The organism is Leptospira noguchii serovar Panama str. CZ214 (assembly GCF_000306255.2).
GTDB lineage: Bacteria > Spirochaetota > Leptospiria > Leptospirales > Leptospiraceae > Leptospira > Leptospira noguchii.
The window spans coordinates 128,653-144,415 of sequence record NZ_AKWY02000031.1; the positions used below are offsets into that span (position 1 = coordinate 128,653).

The 15,763-nt window shown below is 36.5% G+C and carries 15 protein-coding genes and 1 pseudogene; 1 reads left to right on the forward strand and 15 read right to left on the reverse strand.

The genetic code is table 11. The features are described 5' to 3' along the window. Nucleotides 1-4: 4 nt before the first annotated feature. The 11 genes from LEP1GSC059_RS16475 to rfaE1 form a co-directional block, all read right to left on the reverse strand. The gene (locus LEP1GSC059_RS16475; protein ID WP_002176777.1) at nt 5-1,795 is read right to left on the reverse strand and encodes an LIC_11548 family sensor histidine kinase; all 1,791 of its coding nucleotides are present in this window, start codon (nt 1,793-1,795) and stop codon (nt 5-7) included. Nucleotides 1,796-1,808: 13 nt separating this feature from the next. Next, nucleotides 1,809-2,072 carry an HPr family phosphocarrier protein gene (locus tag LEP1GSC059_RS16480; protein WP_000658909.1) on the reverse strand — a complete coding sequence of 88 codons (264 nt, stop codon included), beginning with the start codon at nt 2,070-2,072 and terminating at the stop codon, nt 1,809-1,811. After that, a complete protein-coding gene (hprK, locus tag LEP1GSC059_RS16485) occupies nt 2,044-3,009 on the reverse strand; it encodes an HPr(Ser) kinase/phosphatase (RefSeq protein WP_002176592.1) in 966 nt (321 codons plus the stop codon). The genes LEP1GSC059_RS16480 and hprK overlap by 29 nt, the downstream gene beginning before the upstream one ends. Before the next feature lie 3 nt (nt 3,010-3,012). Further along, on the reverse strand, nt 3,013-4,434 hold the full coding sequence (rpoN, locus tag LEP1GSC059_RS16490; protein WP_020981085.1) for an RNA polymerase factor sigma-54: 1,422 nt from the start codon (nt 4,432-4,434) through the stop codon (nt 3,013-3,015). Beyond that, nucleotides 4,431-5,156 (reverse strand): LPS export ABC transporter ATP-binding protein, encoded by a 726-nt coding sequence (lptB, locus tag LEP1GSC059_RS16495; RefSeq protein WP_017213193.1) that lies wholly within the window; start codon nt 5,154-5,156, stop codon nt 4,431-4,433. Before lptB ends, rpoN begins: the two co-directional genes overlap by 4 nt. Nucleotides 5,157-5,168: 12 nt before the next feature. After that, the gene (locus LEP1GSC059_RS16500; RefSeq protein ID WP_002176750.1) at nt 5,169-6,530 is read right to left on the reverse strand and encodes an LptA/OstA family protein; all 1,362 of its coding nucleotides are present in this window, start codon (nt 6,528-6,530) and stop codon (nt 5,169-5,171) included. Then, complete coding sequence (gene lptC, locus LEP1GSC059_RS16505) at nt 6,527-7,102, reverse strand: LPS export ABC transporter periplasmic protein LptC (protein ID WP_002176687.1); 576 nt, start codon at nt 7,100-7,102, stop codon at nt 6,527-6,529. The genes LEP1GSC059_RS16500 and lptC overlap by 4 nt, the downstream gene beginning before the upstream one ends. A 12-nt stretch (nt 7,103-7,114) precedes the next feature. Beyond that, complete coding sequence (gene kdsA, locus LEP1GSC059_RS16510; protein ID WP_017213192.1) at nt 7,115-7,984, reverse strand: 3-deoxy-8-phosphooctulonate synthase; 870 nt, start codon at nt 7,982-7,984, stop codon at nt 7,115-7,117. Next, nucleotides 7,981-9,597 carry a CTP synthase gene (locus tag LEP1GSC059_RS16515; RefSeq protein WP_004436381.1) on the reverse strand — a complete coding sequence of 539 codons (1,617 nt, stop codon included), beginning with the start codon at nt 9,595-9,597 and terminating at the stop codon, nt 7,981-7,983. The genes kdsA and LEP1GSC059_RS16515 overlap by 4 nt, the downstream gene beginning before the upstream one ends. A 316-nt stretch (nt 9,598-9,913) precedes the next feature. After that, a complete protein-coding gene (gene rfaE2, locus LEP1GSC059_RS16520; protein WP_017213191.1) occupies nt 9,914-10,390 on the reverse strand; it encodes a D-glycero-beta-D-manno-heptose 1-phosphate adenylyltransferase in 477 nt (158 codons plus the stop codon). Beyond that, nucleotides 10,391-11,404 (reverse strand): D-glycero-beta-D-manno-heptose-7-phosphate kinase, encoded by a 1,014-nt coding sequence (gene rfaE1 / locus LEP1GSC059_RS16525; protein ID WP_017213190.1) that lies wholly within the window; start codon nt 11,402-11,404, stop codon nt 10,391-10,393. 54 nt (nt 11,405-11,458) lie between these two features. Here rfaE1 and LEP1GSC059_RS16530 point away from each other — a divergent pair, with 54 nt between their 5' ends. Then, nucleotides 11,459-12,079, forward strand: a complete 621-nt coding sequence (locus LEP1GSC059_RS16530) for an LON peptidase substrate-binding domain-containing protein (protein ID WP_017213189.1) — start codon at nt 11,459-11,461, stop codon at nt 12,077-12,079. Nucleotides 12,080-12,289: 210 nt separating this feature from the next. On the opposite strand, the gene LEP1GSC059_RS16535 is transcribed toward LEP1GSC059_RS16530, so the two are convergent. The 4 genes and pseudogenes from LEP1GSC059_RS16535 to LEP1GSC059_RS22370 form a co-directional block, all read right to left on the reverse strand. Further along, the gene (locus LEP1GSC059_RS16535) at nt 12,290-13,561 is read right to left on the reverse strand and encodes a C40 family peptidase (protein WP_002176652.1); all 1,272 of its coding nucleotides are present in this window, start codon (nt 13,559-13,561) and stop codon (nt 12,290-12,292) included. A gap of 49 nt (nt 13,562-13,610) precedes the next feature. Continuing rightward, a complete protein-coding gene (locus tag LEP1GSC059_RS16540) occupies nt 13,611-14,915 on the reverse strand; it encodes a peptide MFS transporter (protein WP_020981093.1) in 1,305 nt (434 codons plus the stop codon). Then, entirely contained in the window at nt 14,891-15,442 is a 552-nt protein-coding gene (locus LEP1GSC059_RS16545) for a cob(I)yrinic acid a,c-diamide adenosyltransferase (RefSeq protein WP_020981074.1), read from the reverse strand. The genes LEP1GSC059_RS16540 and LEP1GSC059_RS16545 overlap by 25 nt, the downstream gene beginning before the upstream one ends. Further along, a pseudogene (locus LEP1GSC059_RS22370) lies at nt 15,375-15,726 on the reverse strand (hypothetical protein). Before LEP1GSC059_RS22370 ends, LEP1GSC059_RS16545 begins: the two are co-directional and overlap by 68 nt. Nucleotides 15,727-15,763 lie beyond the last annotated feature (37 nt).

The following is a 15,763-nucleotide window of genomic DNA, read 5'->3' on the forward strand; positions in this document are numbered from 1 at the left end:
TCGTTTAAGACACTGGAAGTTCTATTTGAAAACTACATCCTCTCATACTGGAAGAATCTACAGAGATATGGCCGTTATGGTCAATCACACTTTTCTGAACGATTGCTAAACCAATTCCAGAAGTATTGTTATTCTTAGTGGAATAATACGGTTCGAAAACTTTTTGTTTTAGTTCAGGTGAAATTCCGATTCCGTTATCTTCTATAGAAATCACTGCTACTTTTCTCATAATTTTTCTTGATAGAATCGCTGAGATCCGAATTGAACCTTCGTATTCGGGTGTTTCTTCTTTTTCTCTTTTTCTTTCTATGGCTTCGATTGAATTTTTCAGTAGATTTGTAAAAACTCTTAAAATAATTTTTTGATCTAAAAATAACTGCGGAAATCCTTTTGAGATATTCACAGTAATTTTGAGTTTAGGAGTATGTTCAAATAACTTCACCGCTTCGACAAGAATAGGTTCTAAATTTTGATTGATGAGTTTAGGAGCTGGCATACGAGCAAAGTCAGAGAACTCGTTCACAAGATGTTCTAACACACGAACCTGTTTGATAATCGTATCAGTCCCGCTAGAAACAATTTCACTAAATTGTTCTTTATTTTCAGAATTCATTTTTCTACGAATCCTTTCTGCGGAAAGTTGAATTGGTGTTAGTGGATTTTTGATTTCGTGTGCCATTCTTTGTGCCACTTCTTTCCAAGCTGCAATCCTTTGACTTTGCATAAGTTCCGCGTCCTTCGACTTTAAATCTTTCACCATCTGATTAAAAGAATCTATAAGAGCCCCTATCTCTCCAGCTTCTCTAATTTCAAGATTGATGTCAGTATCTCCCATAGAAATTTTTTGAGTCGCATTTGCTAATTCTATGATCGGTCTAGAAATTTTTCTGGCAAAAAGAAGGGAAAAATAAATGGCGAGTAGAAAGATAGAAACGGTGATGATACTAAACGTTAGACGAATTCGATAAGGAAGTTTTTCTTTGGTTAGATCGGCACGATCGTAATTTCTTCTCGTAGAAATTACTGAATATACGTTCCGCTCAGAATCTTTATGAATTCGAATTCCAGTTTGAAGATTATAATTCCCTGTTGGAAAAGGGATTTGAATAAAATACATACAATAATCGGGACGATAACTTGCAAATTCTTTCCAATTAGAAGTTTTTGAAAAAAGTTTAAAATTTTTTTCTAAGGGCCTGTATTTCAAAGCTCTATTTTCTAAAATCGGTTTTTCATTTTCATAAATTCCTACATAAAACTCGTCACTTTGAATCAAATTGAGTTTAGACGCGCCTGCAACTAAAGATTCTAAGTGGAGAGGTTGTATTCTTAAAAAACTTTCCAAAAGCCTGGTCTTTTCTACGAGTAATCGTTTTTTAGGTTTTTCCTCATTTAAGATCAAAGTTTCTCCGGAAGAAAGCGCTTCTTCAATATCAATTCCGTAAAATCTTTCGTAGAGTTTTCCGGTTACATTGGAAGAAAGAAATAGAATCGGCAAAGAAGGTAAAAACGCCACAAAGATAAAAGATAACGTTAGACGATATCGAATAGAACTTTTGAGTCTTCCAGTTTCTAAGTTGCGTTTGTTTCTATAAAAGTAAGAAATAAGAAGTGAAAGAGAAAAAAGCGGAATAAAAAAGAAAATATAAACTACAATTCTATCTAAAAAACTTATATCGTCCGGAATAGTTTTTTGATCCGAAAACTGAATCGCCTCGGCGAGAACCACCGAAAGTAAAATGATTAGACCTAAGATGAGTAAGTCTCTTAGATAATATCTGGTTTCGTCATTCATGGTTTCGAATTTATTAAACGAAATCGTTGTTTACGATATTGCTTAGCGCCTCCAGTGCCTCGTCTTCCTTTTCACCTTCTACTTGAATTTTAAATTCGTTTCCAGGCGCAAGTGCGAGCATCATAAGTCCCATGATACTTTTTCCGTTTACTACGACGTCGTCTTTGACAACAGTAATCTCGCAGGGAAACTTGGATGCACAATTCACGAAAACAGACGCTGGTCTTGCGTGCATTCCGGTTCCGTTTTCATTGATTTTGAGTAGGATTTCTTTCAACTTTACCCTGCTGTAAGTATTGACTTAACTTTTGATTGAATTCTTGCGCTGCGTTTTTGCCCAATTTACGAAGACGTTGATTCATCGCCGCGGTTTCCACAATAATCGGAATATTTCTTCCGGGTCGCACAGGAACTCGAATCAGTGGAATTTGGACTCCTAAAAGTTCTTCTGTAGGATTTTCAAGACCTGTTCTGTCAAAATCTTTATCTTCTGTCCATTCTTCTAAATGAATAATTAGTTCAATGAGTTTATGATCTCTTACAGATCCGATCCCGAATATATCTTTAATATTCAAAATTCCTAATCCTCTGATTTCCATATGATGTCTAAGTAGATCAGAACAAGTTCCAATTAAATAACTTTCAGAAAGTCTTCTGATTTCCACCATATCATCTGCAACAAGACGATGTCCCCTTTCTATCAACTCGAGAGCGGTTTCACTTTTACCTACTCCACTTTTTCCAGAAAGTAAAATTCCAATTCCAAAAACCTCGATCAAAACTCCGTGCCTCATCGTTCTTGGCGCAAGACTTCGGTCTAAAATACCAGAAATCAGAGTGATAAATTTATGGGTGGAAACTTCCGAGATCATCAGTGGAATTCCTAGTTTCTCGCAATTCTCCATAAAAATAGGAGGAGGCATATTTCCATGAGTGAATATGATACAATTGAGATGAAATCCGAAAAACTCCGCGGCTATTTTTTCTAAATCCTCCGGAGTTCTAGAAGTGATATAAGCCCATTCCCCCTTACCAAAAATTTGAATTCTGTCGTGTGCAAAACTTTCGTAAAATCCGGTAAGAGAAAGTCCAGGACGATTGATCTCCGACATATTGATCCGATTGATAAGACCTTTTTGACCCGCGAGTAAACGTAGACCTAATTCTTCGTGTTCGTTGAGAAGATTAGAAACGTTGATACCAGGCATGGACATGAACTATCTGGACTCCAAAGACTTAACTTTTTTTCTTTGGCTGGAAGGTAGAATTTTCAAAATTTTTCTGTATTTAGCCACCGTTCTCCTTGCAATTTCAATTCCTTGTTTTCCGATCGCTTCTACTATCTCTTGATCAGAAAGAGGATTTTCGGATTGTTCTTCTCGGATTAAATTTCGGATGAGATCGTGTATTTTTTTAGAAGATTCGATCCCTCCTTCTGTAGAACGAACTCCAGAAGAAAAGAACCATTTTAGCTCCATGATTCCGCGCGAAGTCTGAATGTATTTATTAGAAGTAATTCTGGAAATTGTGGACTCGTGCATTTCCAACTTTTCTGCAATGTCTTTAAGAGTCAGTGGTTTAATATGCTGAATCCCTTTTTGAAAAAATGCAATTTGCATTTCTATAATTGCTGACGTGACTTTAAACAAGGTTTGTCTTCTTTGATTTACGGAACGGATCAACCATTCCGCCGAACTTAGTTTTGTGGCGATATATTCCTTATCCGACTCTTTCGCGTTTTTTAGAATATTCTTATATTCTTTATTAACCTTAAGTCTGGGAATCCATTCGTCGTTGATATAAATGTCAAATTCACCGTCTACTTCCCTTACAATTACGTCTGGAATAACATAATCCGGCTTGTTTGGAGTGTACAACGTGGCGGGATAAGGTTCTAACTTTTTGATTTCAGACGCCAAAGATTCAACCGACTCGAGTGAGATTTCCATCTTTTTGGAAATAGACTTATAATCCAATTTTTCTAAGTCCTTGATATGATCCCGAATCAAAGTATGCAAATTTGAATCTTCCGGTTTTAGTATCTTAGATTGTATAAGAAGAGTTTCTTGAACGTCTTTGGCTCCGATTCCGATAGGGTCCAACCTATGAATCTGATCTAAAACCTTACGAACCTTTTTTTCGTTCAGCTTCATTTCGGTGCAAAGATCCGGAATAGGAATCGGAATAAATCCATGATCATCCAACATGGAAATCAAAATTTCTCCGATGGAAATTTCATCAGGTTTTAGATTAGAAAGTCTAAGTTGCCAAAGAAGGTGTTCGGGTAAGGAACTTTTTTCCGGAGAAGATTCTATGTATTTTTGATTTCGATCCGAAGCGTCAGTTCCTGCGCTCCCGGCCTTATCCAAAGAAAAATGATCCTGCCAACTCACGTCTGAATTTTTAAGAAAGTCATTCTTTTCTTTTCTTTTTAAATCGTCCCTACTATACAAATCAGGAGTTCTATTTCTTTCCGATGTATATTCTTCTTCGAGCATAGGATTTTCTACAAGTTCAGAATTGATTCTATCAGAAAGTTCTAAAGTAGATAGAGGTAAAAGTTCTATAGACTGTCTTAAGTCCTGGGTCATCACAAGTTTCTGGGTTTGTTTTTGAACCAGTGACTGACTTAGATTCACAGTGTAAAATCCTCGCCCAGATAGATTCTTCTTGTTTCAGGATCGTTCACAAGATCGTGTGTAGATCCGGAAATCAAAATTCTACCGCTATACATAATATAGGCGCGATCCGTAATCTTTAAAGTTTCCCTTACATTGTGATCCGTAATTAAAATTCCAAGTCCTCTTTCCTTTAAGGAACCAATTACTGTTTGAATATCTTTCACAGCAATCGGGTCCACACCGGCAAAAGGTTCGTCTAACAAGATAAAGTCGGGATTGGTAACAAGAGCTCTTGCAATTTCACAACGTCTTCTTTCTCCTCCAGAAAGTGTATAACCCTTTTGGTTGGCGACCCTCATAATCTGAAGTTCAATTAGCAGTTCATCTCTTCGTTTGATAATTTCGGCTCTGGAAAGATTCATCGTTTCTAAAATCGCTTCTAAATTTTCAGCAACCGTCAACTTACGAAAGATAGACGCTTCTTGTGCAAGATAACCGACTCCGAGTCTTGCGCGTATATGCATGGGAGAATCGGTAACATCTTGTCCGTCTATAAAAACTTTTCCGGAATCTGGTCTTACAAAACCTACGGACATATAAAAAGAAGTAGTCTTGCCCGCGCCGTTCGGACCTAAAAGCCCTACAACTTCTCCTTTTTTGATATTAAAACTAGCTCCGTCTACTACCTTTCTTTTGTTATAGACCTTGATCAAGTTGTCCATTCGGAAGGTTTTACTCATATTCTTAATTGTTTACTTTCCAGGAAGAATTCCATCAGTCAAAAGAGCTCTACCTTCTCTCGGAAAGAATATTATCTTTCCTGCATGAATGTCTCTTCCATTTTTTCTCAAAGTAGGATTTCCCTCAAGATACACTTTTTCCTCTTTTTCAAAATAAGTGGCGTATTCCCCTGTTGCGGAAGAATCCTTACCTTCTATAAAAACGTTTCCTCGGATAACGGTTTCATTTTTATCCATAAACCGTTCAAACTCTACGGCGGTCATTGTACTTGTGACCGCTTCCGTTTTTTTATCTAAAAAATCAATTTTTCCTGAATCGGTCAAATGAATGTATTCATCGTTTTTAAAGTAGTCAAGGACATTCCCAGAGAGGATCAATGCGTTTTCACGATCGTGAACCGTAATTTGATTTCTGGCTTCAATCTTAGAAGAATTTTTGCCGTAGCTTATCAACTTTTCAGCGTTCATTTTTAATTTGTGTCTGTAAATGGTTGCGTTTCCGTACAAACCTACTCTAGTTTCTCCGTTTTCATCCTTGTCGCTTACTACCTTGTCCCCTTTAAAAACTGCAACCCTAGTCACTTCCTTTTTGATCGTTTCCTGAGAATCTTTTTTATTTTTATTTTCTACGACTTCTTTATCAGTATAATTTTGAAAAAGGATACTATCTCCAACTAACTCTACTTTGTTGATATTTGTATAAAACGTAAGTTGTTTTCCTGTCAGATAACGATCTTTTGCAATTAAGATTGGATCTGGATCAGTGGTAATCTTGTCAGAATCTTCTTCAAAAACCGCATCTTTACAAAGAATTGTAATTTGAGGATGTGCGATAATTACATTTTCTTTTAAAAGAGTAATTTTATTAGAAAGATTTCTTTCGATAAATTTTGCAGATATAACCGTTTTTAATCCGCTCTTATCCGTATGAAACAATCTAGGACGATCTTTGATAGTTACTTTTTCTTCAAACTTATCGTATTCACCTACTCCAGCTCGTAAGGTCACTCCGTTGTCTCCGTCTTGAACAAAAACTCCCCCACGTAAAAATCCTTTAAACGCGTCTTTTCCATAAACCTCAATTTGATTTGCCGAAAGTTTTACCTTTTTGTGTTGAATCCAAGCCCCTCCCTCCAAAGTAAAAGAAGTGATTTTCAAACCGGAAACCGTTTTATCTTCTTGAGTTAAAGAAGATCCTCCCCAAAAAGTTGGAAAGTTTGGAGTTGAATTTTTCTTTTCCGTATTTTCGGGTGTTACATTTATAAACTTTCTATCTGCAGTTTCACTTCCTACGAGCAGAGGAGGTTTTACATTTCCATAATATGCAATCAATGGAATACATATAAAAAAGAATATTAGAACTTTACGGATCATGGGGAACCGGCCGCCTTCAAAGGATTCGTGCCGCCCTGAGTAATGGCGGTAGGTCTTAGAATCGTAAATTTATTTAGGTCCTTATCCGCTCTGAGTCCAATTCCTCTAATCGTAGTTCCGTCCGCGCTTACAGTCACTTCCGAATCGGATACTAATTTTTTAGTATCCATGTTGTATTCCATCGTCTTTGCAGTCAAAATTTTGTTATCGTCTGTTTTTAGTAAAATTTTTCCTTCCAAGAACATCAATCTTGTCTTATGATTGATTTCACCTTTTTCGGCCAAAAGTTTAGATTTAAATTTTCCTCCCTCATACTGATCAAAATCGATGTCGTAAAAGGTGGTTTTATTCTCGTTTACATAAACAAAAGACTCATTTGCTCGTAATTCCCACTGCAATTGTCCGCTTGAATCATAAGCCTCTCTTTTAAAGTTTCGAATCGAAATTGAAGAACCACTTTCCTTCTCCTTCTCCACTCTTTCATAATTTACTTTTTTACAATTTTCGAATGTGATTAGAAAAAATCCGCAAACAACCAAAATTAAAATCCGATTGTTACTTCTATTTTTCATGACAAAACTTGATTATAATCCACTTCTGGAAACTAAAATCTCTTTTTTAATATAACGATCTAAACCGATCATTTCTTTCAAAAGATTCTTAATCTGAGAAAGAGGATACTGAGTGGTCGCGTCAGAAAGAGCATTTTGCGGATCTGGATGTACTTCCATAAAAATACCTTCAATACCGAGAGAAACAGCAGAACGAAGAATACTCGGAATGAATTCTCTCTGTCCGCCCGTACTGTTTCCAGCGGCTCCGGGAAGTTGTGCAGAATGAGTTGCGTCAAATACAAGAGGTATATCAAATCCGTGAATGATAGGCACAGCTCTTCCATCGAATATTAAATTTCCGTAACCAAACGAAGTCCCTCTTTCGGTAACAAGTAATTTATCGTTTCCGGATTCATTCATTTTAACGGCGATATGGCGAGTATCTGAAGGCGCAAGAAATTGACCTTTTTTTACGTTCACCCATTTACCTGTTTGAGCGGATTGTGAAATTAGATCCGTCTGTCTACACAAGAACGCAGGAATCTGATATACGTCTATCACATCTTTTAAAGGAAGAATCTGGGATGTTTCGTGAATGTCCGTCAAAACCGGAATCTTATATTTATTTTTAATATATTCTAAATTTCTAATACCTTCCGCAAGCCCTGGCCCACGATAAGAATTTACGGAAGAACGATTGGCCTTATCAAAACTACTTTTAAAAATATAAGGAATTTTTAATTCTCCGCAAATTTCTATCATTTCGGCGCAGACCCGATCCAATAGGTCCCTGTTTTCCATAACACAAGGGCCGGAAATTAGAAAAAAAGGTTCGTCTCCTCCGATTTTAGTTCCATTTAAAAAATCTCTTTTTGTACAGGTATTGTCTTTCATGTTCATCCTTTTTTGGAGTATTTCACGGCGGCGCGGATAAATCCAGCGAATAAGGGATGAGGTAAAGTAGGTTTGGACTGAAATTCAGGATGAAACTGAACTCCTATAAACCAATTGTGTTTCGGAATTTCCACGATTTCAACTAGGTTATCGTCCGGCGAAGTACCTGCTATGATCATTCCATTTTCTTCATATTGTTTTCTATAACGATTTGTGAATTCAAATCTGTGTCTATGACGTTCATGAATGAGAAGCGATTTATATTCGGAATAAGAGAGAGTATTTTCTTTAACCTTACAAGGATAAGAACCTAACCTCATCGTTCCACCCATTTGTTCTATGTCGTTTTGTTCTTCTAAAAGAGAAATTACCGGATGTTCGGTGTCAGGTCTGATTTCAGTAGAATTTGCGTCCTTAAGTCCTAAAACGTTTCTTCCGTATTCCACAACCGCACACTGCATTCCAAGACAAATTCCAAAAAAAGGAATTCCTTTGGTCCTTGCAAATTGAATGGCTAAAATTTTTCCTTCGATTCCTCTATCTCCAAAACCACCCGGAACTAAAATACCGTGTACGTTTTTAAGAATCTCTACATAAGAATCCTTATTTAAATTTTCCGGATCCACTTTAACAAACTCTACTTTTGTATCGTGTGCAATTCCACCGTGAGAAAGACTTTCATAAATGGAACGATATGCGTCTTGTAGAGAAATATACTTTCCAACAACTGCAATCTGAACGGTTTGTTTGGTGGTTAACAAACCTTTCACCATTTTATCCCATTCTGAAAAATTAGATTCTCTAAGTTCCAACCCCATAGTTTTCAGAACTACTTCGTCCAATTTTTCTTCCTTATACATTTTAGGAATTTCGTATATAGAAGTGGAAATATCGCTTGCTGAGATTACGTTTTCTTCTTTGACATTACAAAAAAGAGAAAGTTTATTTTTCATCTCTTTTGTCATCGGTTGAGAAACTCTACAGACTAGAATATCCGGTTGGATTCCAAGTCCGAGTAATTCTTTGACGGAATGCTGAGTTGGTTTTGTTTTTGCTTCTCCCGCGGCGGTGATCGTTGGGACAAGTGTTAGGTGAACGAACAATACGTTAGAACTTCCATGTTCGTAACGCATTTGACGGATCGCCTCTAAAAACGGAATCGATTCAATATCACCTACGGTTCCTCCAATTTCAACAATGATAAAATCTGGATTTTCTTCTCTAGCTACGATATACATCCGATTTCGAATTTCGTTTGTGATATGAGGAACAACTTGAACCGTACGACCTAGGTAATCTCCTTTTCTTTCTCTTTGAATGACTGTATTGTAAATCTGGCCGGTGGATACTGAATTTTTTCGAGTCAATTTAGAATGAGTAAAACGTTCATAATAACCTAAATCAAGATCTGTTTCGGCTCCGTCTGCGGTTACATAGACTTCTCCATGCTGATAAGGGCTCATAGTTCCAGGATCTATATTGATATAAGGATCCATTTTTTGGAGGGAAACAGTGTATCCTCTACTTTCCAATAAACAACCTAGAGCCGCAACAGTGACTCCCTTTCCAAGCGAGGAACTCACCCCTCCGGTTACAAAGATAAACTTAGTTCTCGACAACTTATATTCCACCTTCTAAGAACAGAGTTTCGAGTGTTTCTTAGAAATTCAAACCGGAATTTCCGTGAATTCCATTTCTAAAAAGTAGACCCAAGTCAATTTAAGGACTGGAATCCGTACGACTAAAAAATGAGTAAAGAGTTTTAATATCAAATTGATAGAAATTGTAGAACCTATTCGTAAAAATAATTTTTCCCGTTATAGAATAACTTTCCAAAAACGTTAGATATTATGAGTAACTTACAAAAAATCAAAATTGGATTCAAATCCAACTAACTTGAAAATGAGATTATGAGAAAATGAAAAAGATTTTACTTCAGAGTTTTAAAATCTTTTCGACGATTGAAGAGGTGGACTTTCCAGGAACAAAGGGTAAAATTTGAACGTCCCCTCCTAGTTCTCTGATTACTTTAGTTTCAGGCAACTCTTCTACTTTGTAATCTCCACCCTTTACATGAATCTTAGGTTTGATCAAACGAATCAGATCCAAAGGAGTATCCTGAGTAAAAATTGTGACCGCATCCACAAATCTCAGATTCGAAAGAAGAATTGCTCTATCGTCTTCACAAACGAGAGGTCTTTGTTCACCTTTCAGCCGTTTTACAGAAGAGTCCGAATTGAGTCCTATCCAAAGAAAATCACCTAATTCGCGCGCCTGAGAAAGATACGTTATGTGACCTTTATGTACTAAATCAAAACAACCATTCGTAAAAACAATTTTTTTATTTTTTCGAATCCGATCCGCAAAAGCCTCGACGTTTTCCCAGGAAACGACGTGATTTTTTAAGTCCATTTAATTTTCAAAACTCCCCATAGATTGTAAAGAAAGTTCTAATTCTTCTGGAGTTACCGTTTCTGCACCTAACTTTCCAACTACGACTCCAGCGGCCGCATTAGAAACGATACTTGCGTCTAGTTCGTTTAATCCCGCGGCGTGATAAGCGGTGTAAGTACTGATAACTGTATCACCAGCACCGGTAACATCAAATACCTCTTTTGCAACCGTTGGAATATGAAACATTTCTTTATTAGAAGAAAGATATAAACTCATCCCTTTTTCCCCTCTTGTAATCATAAGAGAAGGACAAGAAAGTTTTTCGGAAATTTCTTCCGCTGCATTTAAAATTTCAGAATCGTTTTCTAGTTTTTTTCCGATGGCCTTGCCGGCTTCGTGATGATTTGGAGTCAGAATACTGACTCCTTTGTATAGAAAAAAATGACTGACCTGCGGGTCCACTGTTACAATCTTTTTTTTATCCAGACAAATTTTAGAAATTTCGCTGATAATCCTAGGAGTTAAAGTCCCTTTATCGTAATCAGAAAGAATTACTGCGTCCGCCAAATCAATTCTTTCTAAAAAAGCCCCAAGAAGTTCGTCTTCTTCATTTAAATTGATTGGTTTTAATTCTTCTTTATCAATCCTACAAACTTGTTGATGTCCCGCGATCACCCTTGTTTTCACAATCGTAGGAACACCTTCGGATGCAATCAAAAAGTTCTGGTCCTTATCTGTGTTTTCGTGAAGTAAAAGACCAGCGAGATTTTTAGCTCTTTCATCTTTTCCGGTTCTTCCAAGAACAACTGACTTTACACCTAAACTTGATAAATTTTTGACTACGTTTCCCGCTCCACCTAAGGTAATTTTTTCTGTACGAACCCAGACTACAGGAACGGGAGCTTCCGGAGAAATTCGATTTACTTCCCCAATGAGATATTCATCCAAGATGAAATCTCCAATCACGATCACTTTTAAATTTTTAAGATTGGCCGTTGAAGTTTGAAAACGATTTCTATTTAGATAATACAAATTCTACCGATCCTTGGGATTTTGATTTACGGTTTTTGTCTAAGCAGTTATAGTATGCTTCCTGTGTCAATCACTACTGTCCCAATCTTTCCGTTACCGGAAATCATTCTGTTTCCAGGGACATACTTACCTCTCCATATTTTCGAACCTAGATATAGATTGATGTTAGACTATTGTATGGAATCGAGCGAAGAACTAGCCATTGCTCCCCTACTTAGTAAATCTAAAATGTTATCTTTACATCCTGAAATTGAAACCGTATTCGGTTGGGGAAAAATTGTAAGAAGAGATCCTCTGCCAGATGGAAGGTCCAATATTCTTTTAGAAGGAAAAGGAATCGCTAAATTGATCGATTACGAAACGATGGAACCTTTTCGAGTAGGAAAAGTCGAAAAGATTGAACCTAACTTCGAATATCTAAAACATGAAAATTTTAAAAAGGGCTTTGAAAGACTTTTATTTCTTACTAAAAGAATACTACTTTCAGAAGGCGCCGGAGAAGATTTGATTCTTAGGATGAACGAACTAATGACACATCCTTTTCCAATCGATTTTATCGCTTCTATTCTCAACTTTGAATTTTCTAAAAAACAAGAAATTCTAGTAGATCCAAATCCAATGGAAAAGATGAAAATTTTAATGCAAATCGCGGAAGAACTAAACCTAAGAGAATAAAAGTTATCTTAAATGATGTAGAATAACGGTCGTTTGATTATAAAATAAAATGCCGAAAATAACTGTAATTTACACCACCTAAAGAGGACTTACGATAAAATTTAAACACACATTATAGTGAAAGATAACGATCTTAAATTCAAATTTTCGAATACAATCCTTCGTTCTACAAACAATGGCAAATTAAAAATTCTTTTTATAACGTTTTTCTTATAAAACTTTTTTAAACAGCCTTCTCGATGTCACATAACGATCGATCCACCACTTCATAGAAATTTTATCAATTACAACTCCCCTCGTAGAAGAAGCGTGTGCAAATTCTTTCTCGTTGATTACAAGACCAACGTGAGTAATTTTACTTTGATTGGGAGACGCAGAGAAAAAAATCAAATCCCCCGCTCTTAAATTCTGATGAGAAATCTTACTTCCAGAATTGGCTTGTTCTCTCCCAAGTCGGGGGAGTATTTTTGCGGGAACTCCCACACGTTTATCCGTCAAAGAACTGAACGTAAATCCAGAACAATCCACACCTTTTTTAGAAGTCCCTCCCCAATAATAAGGAGTCCCCAACCATTCCTTAACGACTGAAACTAAATTAGAAGAAGTTAATATCTCCCATTCTATTTTACCGGGTTGAATTGGAGTTTCCGGTTCTACTTCTGGAACCAAAGGAGGTTCTGGAATATTTTCCTCAAATCCGAATTTTGGCCTATCTCCGATTACAATTTCACCTGCAGAATCTAAATTTCTATCCAAGGTTCGAGCCTGAGAAATTGTTTCGGTCCAAGAACTCAAAGATTTACTTTTAGTTCCTTCGTGTAATAACTTAAGTTGAGATAAAAGATCCGAAGCAAACGTATAACGATCGTTTGTTGGATTGAAAAAAATCGACTGCCTAAAAGCAGAATCAGTCTTTTCAAAAGAAACCGCTGCTCCTCTGTTTGGAAAAGAACCCAATATTCTAGAAGCGAGTCTATTTTCAGGAATCCCTACAAATTTTCCAGCGATGAGAGCTCTACCCCCCGCTAAAATTGCAAATCCGTCCCAGCGAGATTTTAAAGCGGTAGATAAAAAAACGTTTCTGATTTCTTCTCTGATTCCTGCCTGAGTCGTTTCCTTTACAAATAAAGAAACTAAAACAAAATCCTTTTCGGAAAGTTTTTGTTTGGAAAGAATCGGAATTGCGTCTTCCGCCTCCGTAAAACGTAAGCCGGAAAGAGACACGTAGTATTGATTTACGATCAAATCTGCAATCGTGTCCGGAGCCAAACCCTCCATGATGGCCCAAGGGATCGTGTTTTTTGTGATTTCAATCACTTTCGGGTCCTTAGATTTACCACCTAACTTTTGAAAGACGGAATTTCGGATTAGTAGAGTCTGCCCCGCTTCAAAATCTTCCTTGAGAAGATCTGAAAACGGGTCCGCAAAAACGGAAACGGGCATCCAAACCAAAACAAAAAAGATTCCAATAACTCTAAACATCAACATCACCCAATATATAAATTTTAGAATATATTAAAAATTGCATATTTTACTGATCAGCTCCGTGCATCCAGGTTTGAAGTTTTTTTCTTGTAATATAAAGAATCATTCCGCCTACAAATGCAAGTATTGCAAACATCCCAAAAAAAGTAGGAAAACGATCCGTTTTCATAAGACCAGCCAATTCTCCGGCGAGAATATTACCAAAAAAACTAGAAAGAAACCAAACCCCCATCATAAAACCGCCCAGTTGTTTAGGAGACAACTTAGTGACTAAAGCTAAACCTCCAGGAGACGTAAATAGTTCCCCTACAGTAATACAAACTACCATTAACAAAAGCCAAACCGCCGAAATCTTATGACCAGGCCTAAAATCAAGAGTGACTAACGTTAAAACTAAAAAACCCAAAGCCAAAATAAAAAAACCGTATGCAAACCTTGTGGAAGTATCCGGTTTCCAATTATTTTTTGCAAGCGCAGTCCAAAAAGAAGCGATTATAGGAGCAAAAATCAAAATCAAAAGTGGATTTAAAGACTGAAAAAAAGGTGTAGGAATATCGTATCCGAACCAATTACGGTTTACATGACGATCTATAAAAAGATTCATAGAAGAGCCTATCTGTTCAAAAGAGGCCCAAAAAATGATCACAAATAAGGTAAAAATAAAAATTACTGCAAGTTTTTGTTTTTCTTCTTTTTTCAAAGTAGAATGTTTTTTTCCTTCAGCGATATGATTTTTCTTGCCCGGATCGAAAACTCGTTCCGGAAATTGTTTTTGACCCAAAAGAAGAATTAAAATTCCAAATAACACTCCAAAAGCAGCCACTCCAAACCCATATCCCCAACCCCAAGATTCACTAAAATAACCGCAAAATAAAGGACCTAAAAAACCTCCCAAATTAATTCCCATATAAAAAATCGTAAAACCAGAATCTTTCATTTTAGTTTTATTGTCTTCTTCGTAGATTCTTCCTAAAACCGTAGCGATAGTTGGTTTAAAAAAACCAACTCCAAGGATAAGCAATCCCAAACCTAAAAAGAAAAACGGTTTTGTTTCAAAGGCCAGACTCAAATGCCCGAACATCATCAACGTGGCTCCTAAAAAGATAGATTTTTTAAAACCTAAATAACGATCCGCGAGATAACCACCTATAAGAGGAGTTAGATAAACAAGACCAGTGTAAATTCCATAGATTCGATTTGCATCCACATCGGAAAAATGAAAAACCTTAGTAAGAAATAACACGAGTAAGGCGCGCATTCCATAAAAACTAAATCTTTCCCAAGTCTCTGTAAAAAATAAAACCGTAAGACCCTTAGGATGAGAATTTACGTCTTTGTTCTGGACGTCCATAAGGGTTCCTGAATATTCTCTTCTAAATTTGCAAAACGAGCGGCCACAAAAAAATAATCCGAAAGACGATTCATAAAGACCATAGGAGAAGAAAGAATTTCAAGGCCCTCTTCCTTAAACTTCACCATTTCTCTTTCTAATCTTCTGGAAACGGTTCTAGAAATATGTAAAAATGCAGCCGCTTTAGTTCCACCAGGAAGAATGAATTTTTTCAACGGTTCTAATTTTTCCTGCATTTGATCAATTTGATTTTCTAAAAATGCAATGTCTTCTTCTAAAATACAGGATTCTTGTTTGGGTTGAAAGCCAGCTAATTCCGCACCTAATTCAAAAAGAAGATTTTGAATCATTTCCAAAGTAGAATGAAGCACGGACTCTTTTCGCAAAAACGATTTTACGACTCCAATCGTAGAATTGAGTTCATCAGCGGTTCCATACAACTCCACTCTACGATCCGATTTAGGAACCTTTACGCCAGTTGCTAAAGACGTCTGTCCAAAATCGCCTTTTTTTGTGTAGATTTTCATAATTTGCTAACTCATAAACCGTCTCTTTTTCAATTTTTGAAAAAAGAGACAAAATAAGATCAAAACAATGAGAATAAAGTACGGAAAGAAAGGACTTTTTTTATAAACTGAAGGAAAAGAGTTGCTTTCAAAAATAATTTAGTTACTATTTTGATAAAAGTTTCCTAAACTAAGTATCGGCTCCCTCCGCATAACACTTTAGGAAAAAAATATAAAACTTTCACCTTCGTCCTAAAAACAGAGTGAAAGTTCGCAGTGGAAAAACAAAGGCAGTTACTGCCCAAAAAACTTCGACTCGGACGGATCCGGGTAACATAATAC